General features: G+C 55.1%; 25 protein-coding genes. 4 read left to right on the top strand and 21 right to left on the bottom strand.

The genetic code is table 11. From position 1 onward, the window contains the following. Positions 1–19: 19 nt before the first annotated feature. Entirely contained in the window at positions 20–1,228 is a 1,209-nt protein-coding gene (locus tag DZC51_RS04170; protein ID WP_157294120.1) for an MFS transporter, read from the bottom strand. Positions 1,229–1,335: 107 nt separating this feature from the next. On the opposite strand from DZC51_RS04170, the gene DZC51_RS04165 reads away from it, so the two are divergent. Further along, positions 1,336–2,394, top strand: coding sequence for a PQQ-dependent sugar dehydrogenase (locus DZC51_RS04165; protein ID WP_157294119.1), 1,059 nt, complete (start codon positions 1,336–1,338; stop codon positions 2,392–2,394). A gap of 24 nt (positions 2,395–2,418) precedes the next feature. Here the strand turns inward: DZC51_RS04165 and DZC51_RS04160 are convergent, their stop codons facing one another. From DZC51_RS04160 to DZC51_RS04125, 8 genes are all read right to left on the bottom strand, one after another. After that, positions 2,419–3,255 (bottom strand): metallophosphoesterase, encoded by an 837-nt coding sequence (locus DZC51_RS04160; protein ID WP_157294118.1) that lies wholly within the window; start codon positions 3,253–3,255, stop codon positions 2,419–2,421. Positions 3,256–3,537: 282 nt separating this feature from the next. Further along, positions 3,538–4,215 carry an ABC transporter permease gene (locus DZC51_RS04155; protein WP_157294117.1) on the bottom strand — a complete coding sequence of 226 codons (678 nt, stop codon included), beginning with the start codon at positions 4,213–4,215 and terminating at the stop codon, positions 3,538–3,540. A gap of 4 nt (positions 4,216–4,219) precedes the next feature. Further along, complete coding sequence (locus DZC51_RS04150) at positions 4,220–5,146, bottom strand: osmoprotectant ABC transporter substrate-binding protein (RefSeq protein WP_157294116.1); 927 nt, start codon at positions 5,144–5,146, stop codon at positions 4,220–4,222. Further along, entirely contained in the window at positions 5,146–5,799 is a 654-nt protein-coding gene (locus tag DZC51_RS04145) for an ABC transporter permease (protein WP_157294115.1), read from the bottom strand. Before DZC51_RS04145 ends, DZC51_RS04150 begins: the two co-directional genes overlap by 1 nt. Beyond that, positions 5,799–6,962, bottom strand: coding sequence for a betaine/proline/choline family ABC transporter ATP-binding protein (locus DZC51_RS04140; RefSeq protein WP_157294114.1), 1,164 nt, complete (start codon positions 6,960–6,962; stop codon positions 5,799–5,801). Before DZC51_RS04140 ends, DZC51_RS04145 begins: the two co-directional genes overlap by 1 nt. A gap of 116 nt (positions 6,963–7,078) precedes the next feature. Then, positions 7,079–7,492 (bottom strand): hypothetical protein, encoded by a 414-nt coding sequence (locus DZC51_RS04135; protein ID WP_157294113.1) that lies wholly within the window; start codon positions 7,490–7,492, stop codon positions 7,079–7,081. Between the two features lie 184 nt (positions 7,493–7,676). Further along, positions 7,677–7,874 (bottom strand): CsbD family protein, encoded by a 198-nt coding sequence (locus DZC51_RS04130; protein WP_157294112.1) that lies wholly within the window; start codon positions 7,872–7,874, stop codon positions 7,677–7,679. A 35-nt stretch (positions 7,875–7,909) separates the two neighbouring features. Then, complete coding sequence (locus DZC51_RS04125) at positions 7,910–8,947, bottom strand: YsnF/AvaK domain-containing protein (RefSeq protein WP_232524056.1); 1,038 nt, start codon at positions 8,945–8,947, stop codon at positions 7,910–7,912. A 229-nt stretch (positions 8,948–9,176) separates the two neighbouring features. On the opposite strand from DZC51_RS04125, the gene DZC51_RS04120 reads away from it, so the two are divergent. After that, positions 9,177–9,473, top strand: a complete 297-nt coding sequence (locus DZC51_RS04120) for a hypothetical protein (RefSeq protein ID WP_157294110.1) — start codon at positions 9,177–9,179, stop codon at positions 9,471–9,473. A 60-nt stretch (positions 9,474–9,533) separates the two neighbouring features. On the opposite strand, the gene DZC51_RS04115 is transcribed toward DZC51_RS04120, so the two are convergent. Genes DZC51_RS04115 through DZC51_RS04100 form a run of 4 tightly spaced genes read right to left on the bottom strand, consistent with a single transcriptional unit; the run spans position 9,534 to position 12,133 of the window. Beyond that, on the bottom strand, positions 9,534–10,238 hold the full coding sequence (locus tag DZC51_RS04115; RefSeq protein ID WP_157294109.1) for a CBS domain-containing protein: 705 nt from the start codon (positions 10,236–10,238) through the stop codon (positions 9,534–9,536). A 13-nt stretch (positions 10,239–10,251) separates the two neighbouring features. Then, positions 10,252–11,037, bottom strand: coding sequence for an ABC transporter permease (locus tag DZC51_RS04110; protein ID WP_157294108.1), 786 nt, complete (start codon positions 11,035–11,037; stop codon positions 10,252–10,254). Continuing rightward, a complete protein-coding gene (locus DZC51_RS04105; RefSeq protein WP_198304054.1) occupies positions 11,034–11,927 on the bottom strand; it encodes an ABC transporter ATP-binding protein in 894 nt (297 codons plus the stop codon). Before DZC51_RS04105 ends, DZC51_RS04110 begins: the two co-directional genes overlap by 4 nt. Beyond that, entirely contained in the window at positions 11,924–12,133 is a 210-nt protein-coding gene (locus DZC51_RS04100) for a PLD nuclease N-terminal domain-containing protein (RefSeq protein ID WP_157294107.1), read from the bottom strand. Before DZC51_RS04100 ends, DZC51_RS04105 begins: the two co-directional genes overlap by 4 nt. Before the next feature lie 158 nt (positions 12,134–12,291). On the opposite strand from DZC51_RS04100, the gene DZC51_RS04095 reads away from it, so the two are divergent. Together DZC51_RS04095 and DZC51_RS04090 are read left to right on the top strand one after the other, a co-directional pair. Further along, positions 12,292–13,194, top strand: coding sequence for an EamA family transporter (locus DZC51_RS04095; RefSeq protein ID WP_157294106.1), 903 nt, complete (start codon positions 12,292–12,294; stop codon positions 13,192–13,194). Positions 13,195–13,273: 79 nt separating this feature from the next. Then, positions 13,274–13,705 (top strand): FixH family protein, encoded by a 432-nt coding sequence (locus DZC51_RS04090; RefSeq protein ID WP_157294105.1) that lies wholly within the window; start codon positions 13,274–13,276, stop codon positions 13,703–13,705. Positions 13,706–13,764: 59 nt separating this feature from the next. On the opposite strand, the gene DZC51_RS04085 is transcribed toward DZC51_RS04090, so the two are convergent. The 8 genes from DZC51_RS04085 to DZC51_RS04050 form a co-directional block, all read right to left on the bottom strand. Further along, a complete protein-coding gene (locus tag DZC51_RS04085; protein WP_157294104.1) occupies positions 13,765–15,849 on the bottom strand; it encodes an MMPL family transporter in 2,085 nt (694 codons plus the stop codon). Next, positions 15,846–16,247: a hypothetical protein gene (locus DZC51_RS04080; RefSeq protein WP_157294103.1), complete on the bottom strand. Its 402-nt coding sequence runs from the start codon at positions 16,245–16,247 to the stop codon at positions 15,846–15,848. Before DZC51_RS04080 ends, DZC51_RS04085 begins: the two co-directional genes overlap by 4 nt. A 183-nt stretch (positions 16,248–16,430) precedes the next feature. Continuing rightward, positions 16,431–17,807 carry a sensor histidine kinase gene (locus tag DZC51_RS04075; RefSeq protein WP_157294102.1) on the bottom strand — a complete coding sequence of 459 codons (1,377 nt, stop codon included), beginning with the start codon at positions 17,805–17,807 and terminating at the stop codon, positions 16,431–16,433. After that, positions 17,804–18,475: a response regulator transcription factor gene (locus tag DZC51_RS04070; protein WP_157294101.1), complete on the bottom strand. Its 672-nt coding sequence runs from the start codon at positions 18,473–18,475 to the stop codon at positions 17,804–17,806. Before DZC51_RS04070 ends, DZC51_RS04075 begins: the two co-directional genes overlap by 4 nt. Before the next feature lie 178 nt (positions 18,476–18,653). Beyond that, entirely contained in the window at positions 18,654–19,382 is a 729-nt protein-coding gene (locus DZC51_RS04065; RefSeq protein WP_157294100.1) for an amino acid ABC transporter ATP-binding protein, read from the bottom strand. Then, a complete protein-coding gene (locus DZC51_RS04060; RefSeq protein ID WP_157294099.1) occupies positions 19,379–20,023 on the bottom strand; it encodes an amino acid ABC transporter permease in 645 nt (214 codons plus the stop codon). Before DZC51_RS04060 ends, DZC51_RS04065 begins: the two co-directional genes overlap by 4 nt. Positions 20,024–20,103: 80 nt before the next feature. After that, a complete protein-coding gene (locus tag DZC51_RS04055; protein WP_157294098.1) occupies positions 20,104–20,901 on the bottom strand; it encodes a transporter substrate-binding domain-containing protein in 798 nt (265 codons plus the stop codon). 90 nt (positions 20,902–20,991) lie between these two features. Beyond that, positions 20,992–21,255 (bottom strand): hypothetical protein (locus tag DZC51_RS04050; RefSeq protein ID WP_232524055.1); only part of this gene is annotated, 264 nt, incomplete at its 5' end.

The raw sequence follows: 21,255 nt of genomic DNA, 5'->3' as shown, positions 1-21,255 counted from the left end.
CGTATGTATTCATAGGGCATTATGCGCGTGCTGCGAACCGTTTCCTTGCGGCAATGGCAAATGCCAGGTAAATCACCGGGATGATCGCAGTGAACAGGATCAGGAGCGTCCAGCCGCCAGCCGTCCAGAGCGGCGACAACAGGGTGCTGCCCGCGGCGACGCCGACATAATAAGAAACAAGATAAAGACTTGAGGCGCTGCCCTTGTGATGGGCCGCATCCCGGCCGACAGTGGCTGCTGTAAGCGAATGGGCAGTAAAGAAACCGAGGCAGATCACACAAAGGCCGACGACAATCATGGTGACGCTTTCTGAGAGTGTGATCAGGATCCCGGATGAAAGGATCAGCACGCCCGCCATCCGGACCGGACGGATGCCGAGCCTGTCGGATAGCCAGCCGGCCAGCGGCGAGCCGATCACGCCGATGCCGTAGGCAAAGTATGTATAGGAGATGGCTTCAAGTGACAGCCGGAACGGATCTCCCTGCAGATGGAACGGCAGGAAGGTCCAGACGCCCGTGAAACTTAATTGAAGGACGATCCCCAGGCCGAACGAGATAAGCAGGAGCGGGTTCTTGAGATGGTACAGGAACGCTTCCATGTCTTGCCGGGCGGTGCCGTCCGCCGCCTCAAACCGCCTCGACTTCGGCAGCAGGAAGATGACGGCCGCGGCGATCAGCGCCCCGGCGATGCCCAGGCCGTAAAACGCCATCTGCCAGGAGTAATGCTCGGTTACATATCCCGTCAGAACCCGCCCCACCATCCCCCCGAGCGCGTTTGTCGAGATATAGAGCGAGGTCGCGAAGCTGACGCTTTTCCGGTCCACTTCCTCACTGATGTAGGCGATTGCCGCCGCGGGAACCCCGGCAAGCGTGAAGCCCTGCAGGAAGCGGAGGGTGAGGATGAGCCAGAATGAATCGGTCAGAGGCATGATGAAAAATGGTATGACCGAAAGCGCGACCGACCATTTGATGTAGAGCGTCCGCCCATGGCGGTCCGAGAGAAAGCTGATTACGAGAAGGCCGATGATCAGGCCAAGCGTCGTGAGGGAGACCGACAAACTGGCCGAGGAGACGGATACGCCGAATTCTTCCGTAAAAAGCGGAAGAAGCGGCTGCGTCGTGTACATCGCCGCAAACACAAACAGCGAAGCAAACCCGAGGGCACCGATAATCTTCCAGAAAGCAGCATCCCTCATCGTATATGCGGGTCGTTCCGTCCGGTTCTCCATCCACAACACTTCCCATCCACTGATTCTCCCATTATAGCAAAGTGCTGGCGGTACGGAAAAATGCGCAACGGGTATGATAAAGAAAACACCTCTAAAGGAGGGTACGGATGAGAAAGATAGCGGTTGTCCTTGTTTTCCTATTAATGGGTGGTTGTTCGGACAAAACGGAGGAAGCGGTTGGACCCGTTGAAGATCGTGCTGATCAGGAACAGGATGGGCTGAAGGAAGAGATCAGGGAAATTGCGGCGGGGCTGCAGTCTCCATGGTCCATCAACCGGCTCGGAGATACCTTTTATATTTCAGAGCGGGACGGGACCATTGCGGAAATCGGACCGGACGGTTCGGTCAGGCGGCTTGAAGCCGGGCTTTCCGCTCCGCTGTCCGATGCGTCGGAAGCGGGTCTCATGGGCTTTGTCCTAAAGCCCGGATTCAACGACAACCGGGAAGCCTATGCCTACTACACTTATGAAGGGGAATCCGGACCGGTAAACCGGATCGTCACGCTCAGGCGAGGCGATTCCGGCTGGCATGAGACAGAAATCCACCTGGACATGGTGATGTCGGGCCCCGTGCATCACGGCGGCCGGCTCGCCCTGTCCCCCGACGGCACCCTTTTCGCAACGGTTGGGGACCGGCTTGAACCCGGCACCGCACAAAATCCTGATTCACTGAACGGCAAAATTCTCTGGCTGAATGAAGCCGGCGAATTCAAAGTGTATACGCTGGGACACCGGAATCCGCAGGGGCTCGCATGGGACGAAGAAGGCATGATGTATGCAACCGAACACGGCCAGTCGGCAAATGATGAACTGAACCGCATTGAGGAAGGACGAAACTACGGCTGGCCGGTGATCCAGGGGATGGAACAGCGTGAAGGCATGGAGCGGCCGCTGGCGACTTCCGGAGCCGATGAAACCTGGGCCCCATCCGGACTGGCCTATCATGACGGCCTGCTTTACGCGGGGGCGCTCCGGGGTGAGGCGGTCCTCGTGTTCGACCCGGGTACCGGCAGTCTGCTCAGAAGGATTGAAGGCTACGGCCGTGTCCGGGATGTGTTCTCGGACGGCGATTCGATTTACTTTATCACAAACAATACAGACGGACGCGGAACTCCCCGGGAGGGAGATGACCGCCTCATGGAAATCAGACACCCGGGCAGCGATTGAGCGCATACCCGGGTGTTACTACCGTTATTCGGATTGGAGAGTGACGGAGACGATCTCCGGCGTATTAAGGAGGCGGAGCGGAATCTGGCTGTTGCCGAGTCCCCGGCTGATGACAAGCTGCGTGCCGCCTTGGCTGTGGATGCCCGAGGTCAGCTCCGGGAACCAGCCCTGTCCTGGCGAGTTGAGGCCGCCGACAAACGGGATGCGGACCTGGCCGCCGTGTGCGTGACCTGAAAAGACCAGCGGCATATCCATGGCGGCGTACGTTTCGAACTGCTCCGGCCGGTGGGCAAGAAGCATCGTGAACATCCCCGCCGGCACGTCCGCGGTCGCCTGCTCGATCGCATTTCGGGTGAAGGCGGATTCCTCTTCCGTGCCGACACCGGCAAGCGGATCGTCGATGCCCGCAATCGCCATGCTGTCGCTACCCGAACCGACCACCATCGCCTGATTCCGGAGCACGTGAACACCCGCCTCCGAGAGGGCGGATGAGATTTCATCGACCTCATTGGTCGCGACTTCATGGTTGCCGGTCACGTAGAAGACGTCCGCCATTCCGGTGAGAGCGGGAATCATCGCCATGCTGCGGTCCAGATCGTACCGGTTGCTGTCGATAAAATCCCCTGTCAGGAAAATATAATCAGGATTTTCCCGGCGGACAGCCTCAATCAGGTCCGCCTGTTCCCCGCCGAACTCCGCATCGTGGACATCCGAGATCTGAACGATTTTCAATCCGTCAAACGACTCGGGGATCTGATCATCCGTCACGATATAGTCCGTCACAGACAGCCGCCCGTTATCGTAGACGATATACGCGGCGCCTGCGGCGATCACCAGCACGAACAGGAGAAATTTCTTCATTGCAGTCTTCCTTTCTCCCTTGGAAACGGGAGTTTCAAAGTGTTCTCATTGTACCGCATGAAGACTGATGACGGAAATGAAAGCCGGGTTCAAAATTGTACGATAATAGCCGGCTGAACATGCCGCACCGGGAAAGGAAAGCGGGGGCTGCTCCCGGCGGCAACGCTTGGATTCGAGGAGGCTGTACGTGTCACGGATGCGGCTCACTTTTCCCCTTCGTAACTCACATCATCGCGGCCACCATACAAAACCGCCCCCGCAAGTTTTACGGGGGCGGTACTGTTACGTATTCGCTGTTCCGGCCTTGACGGCACGTTTCTGGTTGGCCGGCGAGAGGGCTTTTTCAACCCAGCTCATGACAACGTCCGCAATTACCGCCATCAGGGCGGTCGGGATCGCGCCGGCGAGGATAATGGCCGCACCGTCGGTGACGTTCGTGCCCCGGATGATGATTGATCCGAGGCCGCCGCCTCCGATAAACGCGCCGATCGTGGCGACGCCGATCGCGATGATCAGTGCCGTTCGGAGGCCGGCCATGATGACCGACAGCGACAGCGGCAACTCAACCATGAACAGCCGCTGTGCGCCTGTCATACCCATTGCGCGCCCAGCTTCCAGGAGCGAGCTGTCAACGCTCCGAATGCCGGTGTAGGTGTTCCGGATGATCGGCAGGAGCGAATAAAGGAACAAACTCATGACGACCGTGTTGGCGCCAAGCCCCATGGAAAGCATGAGGACCGCGAGCATCGCGAGCGCCGGAATGGTCTGGATCAGGTTGGCCGCCGTGAGCACCCAGCCGCTCAGCTTGCCGTAGCGGGCGATCAGGATGCCCGCCGGGATGCCGACCAGGGCGGCAAACAGCACTCCGTAAGCCGACATGAGGAAATGGCGGATGAACTGCTCCATGACATAAGATCCGTTGACCTGGTAATAATTCCACAGTTCCTGGATGGTCTCCATTCCATCACTCTCCCTTATCCCTGAAATAGTTGTGTTCTTCGAGGAACTCTTTTGCGACGATGGCCGGCTCTTTTTTGTTGACGTCCGCCTCGTAGTTCAGTTGTGTCATCGTTTCCGCATCAATCGTGCCGGCCATTCGCTTAAGCAATCCGTCCAGTTCCGGATGTTTTTCAAGCACGTCTTTGCGGGTGACTGGCGACGTTTCATACGGAGGGAAAAAGCGCTTGTCGTCTTCAAGGGTCTTCAGATTGAATGCCTTCAGCCGTCCATCCGTGCTGTAGGCGAGGACGACATCCATTTTGCCGCTTTTGACTGCCTGGTAGACAAGCCCGAGCGACATAGGCAGCGCCTCACCGAATTCAAAACCGTAAGCCTCTATAAAGCCCTGATATCCATCTCCCTGGCGATTCAGCCAGTTGTTGTCGACGCCAAGTTTCAGGCTGTCGGCTACCTTCTCGAGGTCGGAGACTGTCTTGAGCCCTTCCCGTCGGGCAAACTCCTCCGTCACGGTGAAGGCGTAAGTGTTCTGGAATCCGTATGAGTCATACCAGACCTGGTCAAAGCGCTCGTCGAATTCCTTCTGAACAAAAGCCATCGCTTCGTCCGGGTCCTTCATAGGTGCAACATCGAGTATTGACGCCATATCGGTCCCGGTATAGCGCGCTGCGGTGATGTCGACCTGTTCGTCGGTGAGCGCCTGATGCTGGATAATCGATGTGCCCAGGTTCTCGACCATCTCCACTTTAAGATCCGTTTCCTCTTCAATCAGAAGCCGCAGCATGTGTCCGAGCACCTGGGTCTCGGTACTGGTCAGCGTCGAGATACGGACAGTTCCCTCTGCGCCGCCGCCCAGTCCGGGAAGCGAGCACCCTGTAAGCAGAGCAACGATAAGCATGAACATCAGACCGTTTCTGAAAAGACGGTTCTTCATCACGCACCCTCCCTTTCCATTCGGATGCCGACCGGGGTTGCGGTCCTCTCAAGCCTGCCCAGGAGCCAGTCAAGCAAAATAGCAAGAAGTGTAACCGGAACCGCTCCGCCGATGATCAGGTCAGGGCGGAACAGGTTCAATCCGTCAAAGATCAAGTCACCCAGACCGCCGCCCCCGATAAACGATGCGAGGGTCGCCCAGCCGATCAGATAAACCGCGGACATCCGGATTCCCGCCATGATGACCGGCACTGCCAGCGGAAGCTCGACACGGACCGTTCGCTGGATAGCGGTCATTCCCATGCCGCGGGAGGCCTCGAGCAGATTCGGATCCACATTTTTCACGCCGATATATGTATTCCTGAGGATGGGCAACATCGAGTACAGGAAAAGCGCCGCAATTGCAGGGACTTTTCCGATGCCGAGGAGGGGAATAAAGAAGGCGAGAATCGCGAGGCTCGGGAACGTCTGGACAATCCCTGCGATACCCATGATGAGCCCTGCGACCTTCGGAAGCCGAGCGAGCAGGATGCCGAGCGGCACCGCAACAATCACGCCCAACGCGAGAGCGGCAAAGGAGATGTAAAGGTGCTCCCAAGTCTTTTCAAGCAGTAGAATTCCGTATTCGGAGAAGAAATTTTGGAGACTGTCCATCAGGCTCCCTCCCCGTCAGCCGGCAGGCCGGAAGATTCGTCTTCCGCATCCCCCCAGACGGAGTCATACAGGACATCGACAAGGCTTGTCCTGGTGAGGATGCCGGCCAGTTGCTTTCGCTCGTCCACAACCGGTACATATTTCAGGCCACGTACGAGGATATTTCGCGTCGCGTCACGCAGTAGCGTATCGGCCCGCACGGTCGGGACGTCTGTCTCCATAATGTCTGCTACAGCAGCATCCCAGTTTTTATGCCGGTCGATCATCTCGACCGTCACCCAGCCGCGGAACACGCCCGCCCCGTCCGTCACAAGCAGGGAATCCACCCTGCGCTTGCGCATAAGCCTGACTGCCTGGGACAGGGTTTCACCCATTCCTACCGACACCGGATCAGGATTCATGATCTGGCCGACAGTCTGCAGCTGCTGCCTGGCCTGGGCAAGGCGTTCCTTGCCGATAAAGTCTTCGACGAATTCATCGGCCGGATGCCGGAGGATTTCATCCGGCGATCCTGTCTGGACAATCTTTCCGGCACGCATGATGACAATTTTATCGGCCAGCTTCAGCGCTTCGTCCATGTCATGTGTGACAAAGATGATGGTTTTGCCGAGCGTCTGCTGAAGGTTCTTGAACTCCGCCTGCAGGGAATCCCGAGTGATCGGGTCGAGCGCGCCGAATGGCTCGTCCATGAGGATCAGCGGCGGATCAGATGCGAGCGCCCGCAAGACTCCGATCCGCTGTTGCTGACCGCCGCTCAGTTCATGCGGATAGCGGTCAAGAAATTCCTTTGGCATGTTGACGAGTTCCATCAGTTCTTCTGCACGCCTGTATCGTTCTTCTGCCGGCATGCCCTTGAGCCTCGGGACAAGCGCGATATTGTCACGGATCGTCATGTGTGGGAACAGGCCGATCTGCTGGATGACATACCCGATCGAACGGCGCAGGTTGACCACATTTTTGTCGAGCAGGTTTTCGCCGTTCAGCAGGATTTTCCCTTCCGTCGGACGGACCAGCCGGTTGATCATCTTCATGGTGGTCGTCTTGCCGCAGCCGCTCGGGCCGATCAGGCAGACAAACTCCCCTTCTTCAATCTCAAGATTCAGTCGGTCGACGGCTCGCTTGCCGCCTGCATAGACTTTTGAGACATTATCAAATACAAGCATTCCAAAACCCCCGTCTGCTTTTTGATCATTGATATACAAGACCTTAAAAAGGTCCACCCGATACGGTGAACCTTTTATTATTATAACATATACTGTTTTTCCGCTTTTAGGCGCTGTTAGTAAATAGAGGGGGATCCGCTGAATCCAAGGATTCTCCTGCGCTCCTCCGTGACGTCGACTTCAGCAGCCGGAACCTCGATGATGAATTCATGCCTGCCGTACGGCTTTACATCCACTTTGCTCCGGACATAGGGATCGCTGGTGACCAAGACGAGTTTCCCGTCTTTGGTCTCGCCTTCGATTGTAAACCTATGACTCTTATAGATCGTATAAGGGATGATTTCATAGGCATCCTCCAGATCTTTGACGGACACTTCCCGGATGTAACGGCCCGGGCGCCCTTCCTGCGGATGGAAACCTTCACTTGAAAGAGAAGGATCATCCGTAGTTAAATAATAAGTCCGCTGGTAAGAAGCCAGTTCATAATCATCGCCTTTCCACTTGGCAAACCTGCCCTTACGCAACTTCATTTCCACTCCCGCCTTTCCCCGTTCTCTTTTTCTTCCAGTATAAATTTATTTGAAAATTCTTTCAACCATATTTAGTCACGTTTTAAATAAAATCCCCCATTTTCTCGGTTTCTCGACACCAGACTTTCGTCTCACTCTGACAAAAAGAAACCGGGGAGGCTAGGCCTCCCCGGTTTGAAGGTGTTTATCGCTCGCCGTCGGAGAATTTGTCTTTGACTTCCCCGATCTTGTCCTGAACATTACCTTTGGTTTTATCATATTTGCCTTCGGCCTGCATGGAAGTGTCATCCGTGGCATTGCCCCACTGATCTTTCGCTTCGCCTTTCACCTTGTTGACGGCGCCTTTCATCTTATCGGAAAAGCCGTGGTCTTTGTCTGCCATGCTGCATTCCTCCTTGTTGAATGTGTATCTGTGATTTACAGGCGGTCACGGTCGTTCAGGTCGCGATTATTCAAATCGCGGTTGCGCAGTTCAAGATCCTGATCGTCATCAAGATCGAAATCCGATGCCGATTCATTGAACGCACGTGTTTCGCCGCCTGTCCGTCCGTACTCTTCATGGACATCGCCGGATTTGTCAATGTCTACTTCTTCGCGGCGTACCGTTTCATTGACTGTTTCAGTGTCCTGGATTTCACGCTTGCCGACAACAATCTCTTCGCTGACGACTGGACGTTTTGTCACTTCGACCCGCTCTTCCGTTACCGGGATATGGATGCTGTCATCATCCTCGAAGACTTCGCCGTCTGCCATCTCGCCGTCCACTTTGCGGCGCTCGACGTATACTTCTTCACGGGTGACCGGAACTTCCACTGACTGCTCGTCTGTAACTACATGTTTGTCGATATCCACTTCACCCGTCTGCACGCGCTCCTTGTCGACATTCAGTTTCTCCTCGTGAAGGCGCAGCCGGCGGGCTTCATCGTCTTCATGGAGATGGTCGTGGTGATCATGCTCATGAGTATGCAGATGGGCGTTTTCAGTGAAGCGGCCGGAACCTACAGATTCACCGCGACCCTCGCCGAGCGGAGGTGTATCCACTGTCATGCCGTCTTCGTTGACCACGCCAGAGTCATAATGGCCGACGTTCGTGCTGTCCATCATATCTCCTCCGGCATGCCCGTACTCTTCATCAGCAAACAGCAGGATGCCGCCGTCGCGTGCATCAGTGTAGTACTGGTTCGCTTCTTCTTCCGTGAAGCCCATGTCGTTGAAAGCTCCGCGGTTCGATTCATCACCGCCGAGGAAGTCCATGAAGCGGTCGAGCCAGCCGCGGTCATCATCCGTACCACGTGCGTCGACGTCCATCCGTCCCCGCAGCGTATTCAGATTGTCCGAGTTGTTTGTGACGACGTAAAGGCTTGACTCGTCGTAACCTTCCGTCTTCAGTTGCTCGATCTTGTTCATGACTTCTTCTTCTGTGCGATACGTACCGATATACTTTCTGTTTACCATTCTGAATCCCTCCATCTTTTCATTGTTGATGTTGAGGTGCGACTACTTGATGTTTACCCGGGTGACAGAGTCTGAAACTATTACAAAAATGAAAGAATCGTCATGCGGGAAGCCCGCCGCTTGTGGTTTGAAGCACTGTACGCAAGGAAATAATAAAGGTAGGAAAACCTCCGGAATACCCGTGCAAAACGCGGTAACAACCGGTTAATAAAGGAAAGAGGTGCGTAATGTGGAAAATCGTCAAGAAAAGAAAAAAGTAGAGGAAACTTGGGGAGTCGAAGAGGAATTGGACCTGACTCCCGAGAACAAGGACAACCCTGAAAACATGAAAGGATTGGAAGGCAAAAGCATTTACGAAAAGGACGAGGATATGAAGCATGTCGATGCGATACCGATAGAGGACCGGAAACAGGAAGAGATCGAGGAAAATCATAACCGGATGAGCAAACATGATTCCTCAACCACCCAGAAGTTCCCCGGTGCCGACTATGCGCAAAACGAGGAAACGCTGGAAGACGAAAACTAAAACAGATGACATGGAAGCCCCCGGGCGGCATATTCGCCACCCGGGGGCTTTTTCTTAATGTTATTCGATTTTGACCAGGTCCCAGGGCGTAATGATACCAAGGAGCTTCTCGTCATCCCTGCCATTTTCCGTAATGAGCAGCGCATCCAGCCGGCGGCCTTTCACGACGGCTTCCGAAAACATTTCCTCGGCGGCGTAAATGGAAAGGCCGGCTGGGATGAATTCATATGAGCGCGAGGTATGGATGTGCCGGAGAATGTCGGAAAGCGTCGTTATTTCCCCGGAAATGACGTCTTCAGAGATTGTGTCCGCCAAATATTCCATGAGTCCGGAAGGAGAAATCAGTCCGCGGAACTCACCCCGATCATAAACCGGAATCTGGAAGTCCTTCTTCTTCCCTGCCATCCTGAGTGCTTCCGCAAATGAATCGCCAGGACTGAAGATGTGAACCCGCCTGCGGAACTGATCCCCTGCAACAGGCGGTTCGGTCAGCGTGCGGTCAATCCGCTCAATCTTCTCCACAACCTCATCATGCGGTTCGGCAATGGCGTATTCCACGGCGGTCCGGTGATGGACAATCGCATTGCGCAAGTCACCATATTCCCGCAAGTCATCTTCAAAACGGCGGACGATGGCGTTCTTCTTCTTGGCAAAGTCAATCAGCTTGAAAAAAGAGACATAAGAGCCGGTTCCGGTTATCTTCTCAAGTGCCTTTTCGATCCGGTTAAAGGCGACCAGGAACCGTTCGGAATTTCTGGCTGTCATCTTCCTCCCCCTCTTATACTTTTGCTTTTGCCGCATTTCTTCGGGCCTGCAGAATGCCGAAAAGCACCAATAATGCCGCCAGGACGGCGGTCATGACGAGCGCACCTGCCAGATCGCCGGAATCAGGACTGCCTGTGAGAAACGCCAGACCATAAGCCTGCAGCTTCCACGGAGACCATGTCCAGTACGTCCCGACAAGGCTGTCGATCATCATGCCGATAAACAGGATGCCGAGTGCCGCTCCGGCAGCACCTCCCGTCGGAAGCGCCGAGCTTGCCGTCAGCGTGAGTGTCACGACGAAACCGATCCATACCGCAAGGACCAGGAGAAACAGGACCATATCCGAAAAAGCGGGCACATGATCATACAACTGCACGATATAGGTCGCCGCCATGCCGTATCCGAGCCACAGGGAAACGACCGCGAGCAGCACGGCTGCCGTCCATTTCGACATGTAATAGGCCGCATAGGAGATTGGACGCACGTATAAAAGCGTGCCGGTGCCGCTTTTTCGTTCTCCGGAAAGCGAACCCATGAATGCCAGAACGAGGACTAGCAGTCCGATTGTCTGATACTGCCCGGTGAGCGAAGCGTAGACGTCAGCTCCCGTCATTTCAGGAAGTGTGAAATCCGACCCTTCAGGCAGGTTGCCGACACTGTCCAGGATCTGAGGAAGGAAGTGGTAGGTTAGAGGTTCCAACACACCGAAAAAGATGAAGACGAGCGGAACCCAGACAAGTTTGAAGCTTCTTGCCTGCTCACGCCACTCCTTGCCAAGAAATAGACTGAACTGACTCATGGCTTCCCCACCACCTTCATGAAGATTTCTTCCAGCCGGACAGCGGTCCGGCCGATGTCTGTGATGCCGGCCGGATGTTCCGAGGCGAACCGGAGCAGTTCTTCCATCGTAACCGTTTCCCCGGAAATCATGACGGCCGAACCGTCGGCACTTGCAGCCCACGGGACCGCATCTGCAAACCGCTCCGCGGCCTCCTGCCCGCTGAATAGGACCCTGTACCCCGAACCGCCATGCTTTTCCCTGACCTCACGGAGAGGCCCCTTCTCAATCAGCTTTCCGCCCCTCAAAAACAGCAGCTGATCGGTCATTTCTTCTGCGTCGTTCAGGATATGGGTTGAGTAAAGGATCGTCGTGGATTCGCCGAGCTCCTTCAGCATCTCCATCACTTCGCGCCGTCCCGCCGGGTCAAGTGCAGACACCGGTTCATCCAGTAGAAGAAGCGCCGGCCGGTGGATGATGGCCTGGGCCAGACCGAGCCTCTGCTTCATTCCTCCGGAAAATCCGCCAATCCTCTTTTTCCCGGCATCCCCGAGCCCGACAAACCCAAGCGTCTTCTCGCATTCGGAACGCACATCACGTCCCCCCATTCCGCTCAGGCCTGCCGCCAGTTCCATGTACTCGGTTGCTGTCATCCAGGGGAAGAAATTCGGATACTGGGGCAGAAATCCGATGGCGCTGCGCGGATCCTTCCCTGTACCGCTGAACCGGATCGATCCCGATGACTGCCGGAGCAGTCCCGCGAGCATGGAGAGCGTCGTCGTCTTGCCTGAGCCGTTCGGCCCGATAAGTGCCGTCGCCGTATGCTCCGCAAGCGAAAATGTCAGCCCGTCGACCGCACGGAATCCGTCATACTGCTTGGTGAGCCCGGATACCTCCAGCACCATGTTCACGAATGCCGCCTCCCGACCGTAAAGTAAAGGACCGGTCCGAGCGTATTAATAAAGATGATAATGAATACCCAAAGAATGACCGGCCCGTTTGTCGAACGCTTTCTGTTGAGGTCGATCAGCGCTGCCGTCATGAGGATGAGCTGGATGACGATCAGCGGCCAGATCAGCCCCCATGGAATCTCTGCAAGCTGTTCCGTAAAGGACATGGGAATCCCTCCAAAATCATGATGATTATTCTACGTTCCGTCGGATGGCAAAGTTTCGTCCGGAAGAAAATTTTGCCGCTCCGCTTCAGTAACGCTCCCATTCCCTCCATACCCTCCGGCCATGCTATACTATCGGTTGGAATGGAGGAAACAAAGAAATGCCTAAATGGATTTATCCCGTGATGATCGCAGTGGGCTCGTCCTGCTACGGCATCCTGTCAACCAATATCAAGCTCGCCATGAACGCCGGTTTTACGGCGTCCGAGGCGGTAACCGCCCAATATATGACCGGCTTTTTCCTGGCGCTCATCCTGTTTGCCGTCATCAACCGGCGGCTGCCCAGCCTGAAAGGAGCAGCGGCACTGATCCCGGCAGGCGTCTTCACGGCGGCGACCGGTATCGTATACGGAAAATCGCTGGTCTACCTGCCCGCATCGCTTGCCGTCGTCCTGTTGTTCCAGTTTACCTGGATCGGCATGCTGATTGACTGCATCGCCAGAAAGCGGCTGCCCAACCGGGCGGAAGTTATTTCGCTCGTCCTTCTCTTTATGGGCACGGTCCTTGCAGCCGGACTGATCGGCACCGATCTGACCGGCATTCCTTGGCAGGGCTGGGCGTGGGGGATGGCCGCGGCACTCACCTTCTCTCTTTTTATCTTCTCGAATCGCAAAACGGTCGAGGGCATGGATACGCTCACAAGGCTGCTCATCACATCATTTGTCGCAGCTGTCATCATCTCCATCTTCCAGTCTCCGGAGATTCTCTGGAACGGAAGCCTGACTGACGGCCTCTGGATGTACGGCTTGCTGCTCGGTGTCTTCGGAATCATCGCACCCGTTGTCCTGTTCGGAATGGCTGTTCCGCATGTCGGCTCCGGCCTGTCCTCGATCCTGAGCTCGACTGAACTGCCGGTCGCGGTCACCGTTTCCGTGCTGCTCCTGCATGAACCGTTCTCGGGTGTGCAGCTCGTGGGTATCATCGTCATCCTCATCGGCATGATCGTGCCCTCGCTGTTCGAACGGAGGCGTTCCGCCACGCCCATCGTCACTGAATCGCCGTAATCGCCTTTTGATTGTCATGTTTTTCGGATGCCCATATGGTTTGATAGAGTCAGTAGATCAATGGAAAGAGGGTACTTTCATGAAGAAAAAAATGACTTTCACTCTTTTGTCTGCCTTCCTGATTTTCTTGCTCGGCGCGTGCGGCACCTCTGATGACCAGTCGGGAGAAACCGGTGGTGACCATGCCGGACACGAAGAGACGGATGCCGCACAAGGCGTACACCCGCTCACCGTGGATATGCAGTTGCCGGAGAAAGCGGCTGTCGGGGAAGAAGTGACCATCCGCACCGTCGTCACACTGGGTGATGAAGTGGTTGAAGACGCGGATGAAGTGAAGTACGAGATCCAGAACGAGGCCGGAGAAAGCGAAATGATCGTGGCCGAATTCGACGGAGAAGAAGCTTACCCCATCACGAAAACCTTCGACGAGCCGGGCACCTATAAGGTGATCCCTCATACGACCGCCCGCGGCCAGCACACGATGCCGTCCAAGAAAATCATCATCGAATAACCATGCAAAAAACCGCAGGCCCGGTCAACGTGACGAGGCCTGCGGTTTTATTCGTTTAATCAGATTCCGCTCCTTTTCCCGAGCAGGAGGATGATGGCCGGAATCAGCAGCGGCCGGACGACGAATGTGTCGATCAGGATGCCGAGTGCCATCATGATGCCGAACAGCTTAAGTTCATAAATCGGCATCGTACCGAGCACAAGGAATGTCGCGGCCAGAATAAGCCCTGCCGAACTGATGACGCCGCCCGTTTTCTCGACACCGAGCTTGACGGCCTCCTTCAGCTCATGATGCTTCCGCTCTTCCCGGATCCTGGCGATGAGCATGATGGAGTAATCGACGCCAAGCGCGATCAGGAAGACAAATGTGTAAAGCGGGATGCGGTAGCTGATTTCATCCGTTCCGAAGAACACATCGAACAGGAAGATCGATAGCCCGAGCGTGGCCGCAAATGACAGCAGCAGCGTGCCGATCAGATACAGTGGCGCGATGACCGAGCGGGTCTGGAACGCCAGCATGAGCGTGATCAGGAGCGCGACAGCAATCATGATGATCAGCGTGTCACGGTCATTGATGTCCCTCAGGTCCGCATTGATCGCGCTCTGGCCCGCCAGATGAAACTCGGCGGCATCGATCCCAGCTTCTTCGGCGATGTCCATGCCGCGGTCCCTCAACTGGTTCGCCGCATCAAGAGCATCGCTTTCATACGGGTTCGAGTCGAACGTGACCGTGACCTGGACCGCCTCGCCGTCTTCAGAGACCGGCATGCCCTGGAAGGAGGTTCCTGCGATGCCCGGTTCTTTTTCGATGGCGTCTGCGAGTTCCGCAGCCTGGTCCGGCGTGATCGTGTCTTTTGACACAACAAGCACCGTTCCCGGAGCCAGTTCCCCTTCGCCGAACGTGTCACCAAGCACTTCAAACCCTTGGCGTGAAGACAGATCATCCGGGAACGATTTGATCAGGTCAAACGATTCCTTGTAATTGACCGTGTTGATCGAAGCGATGACGAGCACGGCCAGCACAGGAATCAGGAATGCAACCGGGCGGGCCGTGACCTTTTCGGCAATGCGCGCCCAGATGGTTTTCTTGTCTGACTTCTGTTCGCCGTAAGCCGGGATCCTCGGCCAGAATGCCTTGCGCCCCGCAATGGCGAACAGAGCCGGAAGCAGTGTCAGGCCGGCGATCAGGATAATCGCAGTAGCAATGGCAAACACCGGCGCAAAGTTCCGGTAAGACTCATAAAGCGCGACGAACAAAGTAAGGACACCGAGGAAGATGGTGCTTCCGCTGAAGAAGATCGGTTCCCGGACGCCCCGTACAGCGGCATCCATGGCCACCGCTGTGTCCTCATGCGTCCGCAATTCTTCGCGGAATCGCGAGAATACAAGCAGCGAGTAGTCGGTGACGACCGCGAACAGCAGGACGAGCATGATCGAGATGGACTGGTTCTCGGTGACGTACCAGCCGGCCGACGCGCCCAGTCCGACCACTTTATCGACGACCGTATAGACGATCGATGCCCCGATAAGCGGGATCAGCGCCAGAAGCGGCGAGCGGTAGATGATGAGGAGCAGGACCAGGATAATGGCGACAGTCGACAGGATCAGGACGACATCCGCCCGTGAAAACAGCTCGACAGCATCGGCAGCGATACCCGCCGGCCCGGTCCAATAGATTTCCATGCCGTCTCCCGCTTCCGCGGCGACGGTTTCTTTCATGTCGTCCAGAAGAACCTTCAGCTCCGTCCCTTCCAGGCCAGGCAGGGTGACCGGAGCAAAAAATACCGTTCCATCTTCGGAGAGGAACGTATCCCTTGTTCCAAGAAGCGCCTGTGCCGGGATGACCGTCACGTCTTCATAGGACCCGTTTTCGGAAAGCCCGCCGATCGCTTCCGCAAAGGCGGTGATCTGTTCTTCGGTCAGCCCATCCGAGTTTTCTGCAACAACGATAGCGGGAACCCCTTCCTCCGAAGGGAAGTAATCGTTGATCCGCTCGGAAGCGACAATCGACGGCTCATCCGCAGGAAGTCCGGAGTTTTCATTCGGCTCGAAAAAGTCCCTTGCCCCGGGTGCCACCATGGACAGCACCGACGCCGCGATGATCCAGATGAGCAGGGTCGCCCAATACTTCCGTTTTCCTTTCATCGGCGATTTCCTTCTTTCTCAGTCATGAAGGTTATCGCAACAAACAATGCGAATGCGACGAGCAGAGTTGTCCCACCTACGATGTAGAAGATGAGCGAGAACGTTTCATTGATTCCGAACGGCTGCATGAACTGCAGCCACATCCCCGCGGTCAGGCCGATCGCCCCGAGGATTCCTGTCCAGCCGTGGATGGCGACCAGTTTCTGAGACCGTACTGCGTAAAGCTTATAAAAGACGCCCCAGGAAAACACCGACAGCCAGCCGACGAGCAGGATATGAGCGTGGATCGGGCGGAACGCATAGGATCCCGCTCCTGCCATGTGGGAGCCGATCACCGTACCGATCAGCCCGAAAATGGCTGCGATGCGCATGAGGCGCAGACTCCATTTTTCTTGCATGTTGAATCCCTCCGTTCACTTGATGGTTTCATTATAAATCTCCAAGTTGAACGGAAGATGAACTCGGGGTGACAATATAGAAAAAAACCGCATGTTTCCATGCGGTTTGGTCGGCGGATGGGTTCAGAGAGCAGCCATTCCGCCATCGATCCAGTACTGGGTGCCGGTTTTCAAACTATTGGATTACCGTCCCGGAAGAGTAACCGTGAACTTGGCCCCTCCCAGATCGCTGACACTGGCCACAACACTTCCGCCATGCAGACCGACAACCTCCTTCACGATGGACAGGCCGAGCCCTGTCCCACCTTCCTTGCCTCTGGCTTTTTCCGTCCGGTAGAACCGTTCAAAAACCCGCTGCCTGTCTTCCGGCGCGATGCCCGGTCCCGAGTCCTCGACTGTGACGGTGACTTGATGATCCTCTTTTTTCAGGACAATCGCGACCTCTCCCCCGTCAGGTGTGTACTTCACTGCATTCGACAACAGATTTTCCCAGACTTTCTCCAGAAGTTCCCGGTCCCCGCAGATCTCCATATTCTCTGCTTCCATGGAGACCGACAGCTCTTTTTCGTCAAAGGACCACCGGAATTTCCGAACAGCTTCCTTGAGCTGCCGGGTCACATTGATGCTGACCCGTTCCGGAAGTGCTGTGAACTGGTCAATTGAAGTGAGCAAAAGCAGTTGCCTGGACAGTCCTGACAGCCTTCCTGACTCGTCATGGATAATTTTGGCGTACTCCAGGCGCCGGTCGCGGGAGAGCTCCGGATTCATGAGAAGGGTCGCATACCCTCTCATATTCTGAAGTGGTGACTGGAAGTCGTGCGAAACATCACTGATAAAGGCCTTTCGCGCAAGGTCATTTTCCGCTAGCTTATCGGCCATTCTCCGGAAGCTGTCGGACAGTTGGCCGATTTCATCTGCCCGGCGGATATCGGGCAGGTCCTTGAACTGCTCCTCAGCCACCCGGTTGGTCGCCTCAGTCAGCTCTGTGAGCGGACGAATCAGACGCTTGGCCGTAACCAGGACCGCCAGAAAACCGATCACCGCGATCGATACGAGCATAATCGCCGTCAGCCAGTGCAGCTCACTGAACAGGAGACCGATATCCGGCCGGATAAAAAGTGCATGCGGCCGGCCGTCATATGTGAATGGGACTCCTGCTGTGTTTGCAAGGTCATTGGCAAAATACCCTGCCCAGAATGTTTCCGCAGGCAGGTCCCGCATGCCGTGGTAGGTTTCCCCGGACAGCACTTTTTCGACCGTTCCGGGAGGAAGGGTTTTGTCATCAAAGGGTCCGCCGTAGAAGCTGCCGTCCCCTTCACGGTCTGTCACATAGAGGATATAGCCGGCATCCGCCTGGGTTCTCATATACTGATCAAGGTCGAGATTGCTGTTTTCCCCGATAAATGTAGCCATCGAATCTGCAATCGCAACGTGTTTTGCGTCATTGTCTTCCTTCATCACACGGTGATACACCGAGTTGACAATCAGGTACGACAAAACCAGTCCTCCTGTAAGTACGAGAACAGAAACCAGGACGAATTTGCCATAGAGCGATTTCATGGGAGGATCTCCATCTTATAGCCGACGCCCCTGACGGTTACGATCGAGACGCGATCCGTAAGCCCCTCCAGGCGTCCTCTGATGCGCTTGATATGCACGGACAGCGTCCCGCCATCCCCTTCATAATCAAGCCCCCACACAAGCTCCAGAAGCCGTTCTCGCTCAAATACCACATTGGGACGCGATGCAAGAATCGTCAGCAGCTCAAACTCCTTCAGGGGAAGCAGAAGAGTCCGGCTGCCGCATGTCACTTCATAGCTCTGCCGGTCGATTTCAAGCGGACCCGCCAAAATCGGCGCCTCCTCCTCCTTCCCATAGCGGCGCAAGATCGCCTCCACCCGGAACAGAAGCTCCTTCGGCTCGAACGGCTTCACGACATAGTCATCGGACCCCGCCCGGAAACCCCGTTCCTTGTCTTCCAGCGCTCCTTTCGCAGTCAGGAGCAGCACAGGCATATCTTTGAACGACTTCAATTCCCTTGTGAGCGCAAAACCGTCCATGCCGGGCATCATGACATCAACAATCGCCAGATCCGGATTTTCCGCTTCCAGCATCGAGAGTGCGCCGATGGCCTCTGCCGCAGCAGCGACCGCGTATCCGGCATCCTGCAGGGTGATCCGGACCAGTTCCCGGATTCCCGGATCGTCATCGACTACCAGAATCTTCACGTTCATCCCTTCTTTCCTGACTCCATTGTGCAACATGGCGGGAAACGGGACAAGCAGGAGAGGTGCGCGCACTCCGACAATCTGCCGGCTTTCACGGTCGTTTGTGAACCTAATATTAACCGGCTGCCGCCAAGTCAGAAAAACCGCCTCCTGCAAGGGAGACGGTTTTAGAATATTTTCATAGCACTTTGCTCAGGAAAGCTTTGGTCCGCTCATGCTGCGGGTTGCCAAACAGTTCATTCGGTATATTCTCTTCGACGATGTAGCCTCCGTCGATGAACAGTACCCTGTCTGCGACTTCGGCAGCAAAGCCCATCTCATGCGTCACGACAATCATTGTCATGCCCTCTTTTGCAAGGTCCTTCATTACGCCGAGAACATCCCCTACCATCTCCGGGTCGAGAGCCGAGGTCGGCTCGTCGAACAGCATCACCTTCGGATCCATGGCAAGGGATCTTGCAATGGCCACGCGCTGTTTTTGGCCGCCTGACAATTCACCCGGATAAGACTTCGCCTTGGCACCCAGACCGACCTTATCCAGCAGGCCAAGCGCCTTTTTCTCGGCGGCATCCGGTTTCAGCTTGCCAAGCTTGATCGGGGCGAGTGTCAGGTTCTCCAGTACCGTCATATGCGGAAACAGGTTAAAGTGCTGAAACACCATCCCGACCTTTTGACGGATTTCATTGATGTTGTTTTTCGGATCGGTGATATCTGCACCATCGATATAGACGTGACCGCCCGATATCTCCTCCAGCCGGTTCAGGCACCGGAGAAATGTGCTTTTTCCGGAACCGGATGGCCCGATCACACACACCACTTCAGAAGGCTCGACAGCAGTTGACATATCTTTTATGACTTCCAGATCCCCGAATGACTTCTTGAGATTGCTTACTTGAATCATACTCATCGCAGGACAAACCTCCTTTCCAGATAACTGGACAAGAGTGACAACAGATAGATGATGATAAAGTACATGACACCGAGCGCAAGGTAGATGGTGAATGGCTCGAATGTCGCACTGACGATAACCCGCCCGCGCTGTGTCAGATCGGCGACTCCGATGATTGAAAGGAGAGAAGTATCCTTAAGTGAAATGATCGCCTGGTTCGTGATCGTCGGCAGCATCCGCCGGAAAGCCTGGGGCAGAATGATATAGCGCATGTTCTGGGACTGGTTCAGTCCCAGCGACCTTGCCGCTTCCGTCTGCCCCTTATCGATCGACTGGATTCCGGCACGGATGATTTCCGCGAAGTAAGCCCCCGCATTGATGGCAACGGTTACAATTCCGGCCCAAACATTATCGAGGGATACCCAAGAAAATGAGTTCAGCCCAAAGTAGATGAAGAACAGCTGGACAATAAACGGCGTCCCCCGTATTGCGTCAATGAAAATCTTGGCGATCCAGTTCAGGACCTTAAATGGCGCCAGCCGCAGAAGCGCCATGATCAAGCCGATGAGAAATCCTAGGACTATGGCGATTGCAAAAATATAAAGCGTCATTTTCAAGCCTTCCCACAGCATGGGAAGGGACTCAATGATCGTATCCATTTATTCACTCCCCCGTCGTTGCAGATCTCTGTTGTATAAATGGAAAAGGCGCGCACCAGCGCGCCGTTTGCCAATCCGCCTTATTCCGAGATGTACGTGTTCAGGATCTCGTCATACTCGCCGCTGTCTTTCAGTTCCTGAAGCCCCGCATTGATCTTGTCGAGAAGATCCGCGTTTTCACCCTTCAGGACGGCAATACCATAGTTGTCCCCGTTCAGACGGTCACCCACAATCTGCAGATCCAGGTTGCTTTCAGCGATGGCATACGCGATCACCGGATAGTCTTCGATAAGGACATCCGCATTGCCGTTCGACACTTCCTGGAACATCGACGGGCTGTCTTCAAGCACGGTGATTTCATAACCGTATTCATCCTGATTATCCTGGGCGAACTGGGCACCAGTCGTGCCGGATTTGACGACAACTGTTTTGCCTTCCAGGTCTTCAAGTGCCTCGATCTCATTGTTGTCTTTCTGGGCGACAAGCGTCAGCCCCGCTTCAAAGTAAGGTTCGGAGAAATCAACGATTTCCTTACGTTCATCCGTAATACTCATCCCGGCAATCGCAACATCCAGCTGGCCTGCCTGGAGAGCCGGAATGATTCCGCCGAAATCCATCGGCTCAAGCTTTACCTCGAACCCCTGATTTTTTGCGATGGCCTTGATCAGGTCAACGTCAATCCCCTTGTAATTCCCGCTGCTGTCTTCAAACTCAAATGGCGGATAGGTCGTGTCAATGCCGACTGTATACGTCTGGCCGTCACCGCCGCCGTCACCCGAGCTGCCCTCTTCTTCAGATGCTCCATCATCACTGGTGCCGCAAGCTGCAAGGAACAGAACCAGCGCCGCCAGTGTCAGCAGATATTTAAACCCCTTCATTCAAAAGCCCCCCTGTCTTTAGAATTATCCCCCTCCACAATACCATAAAGGAAGACCTATTAGAATGATAATTCGGCAATTTCCGTCTTTTCACTCTGCAAATAAGGTCAAAATACAAAAAGCACCATCTCCTTGTGGAGATGGTTTTGCATTGATTTGAAAATCGATACCACCACATAAGCGCTCATTGATTTCTACGAGCGCTTCCGTCCATTCTACGAGCGCTTGCAGGTCTTCTATGAGCGCTCGCCGAGTTTCTATGAGCACTTCTGTGAATAGTCCTTCGGACTTTTTACGCACAAAAAAACCGCCTCCATAAGGAGACGGCCTTGTGCCCAGCGACGTCCTACTCTT

Source organism: Bhargavaea sp. CC-171006 (assembly GCF_009761675.1).
GTDB classification, from domain to species: Bacteria; Bacillota; Bacilli; order Bacillales_A; family Planococcaceae; genus Bhargavaea; species Bhargavaea changchunensis.
This window is presented reverse-complemented; position numbering and strand designations above follow the sequence as displayed.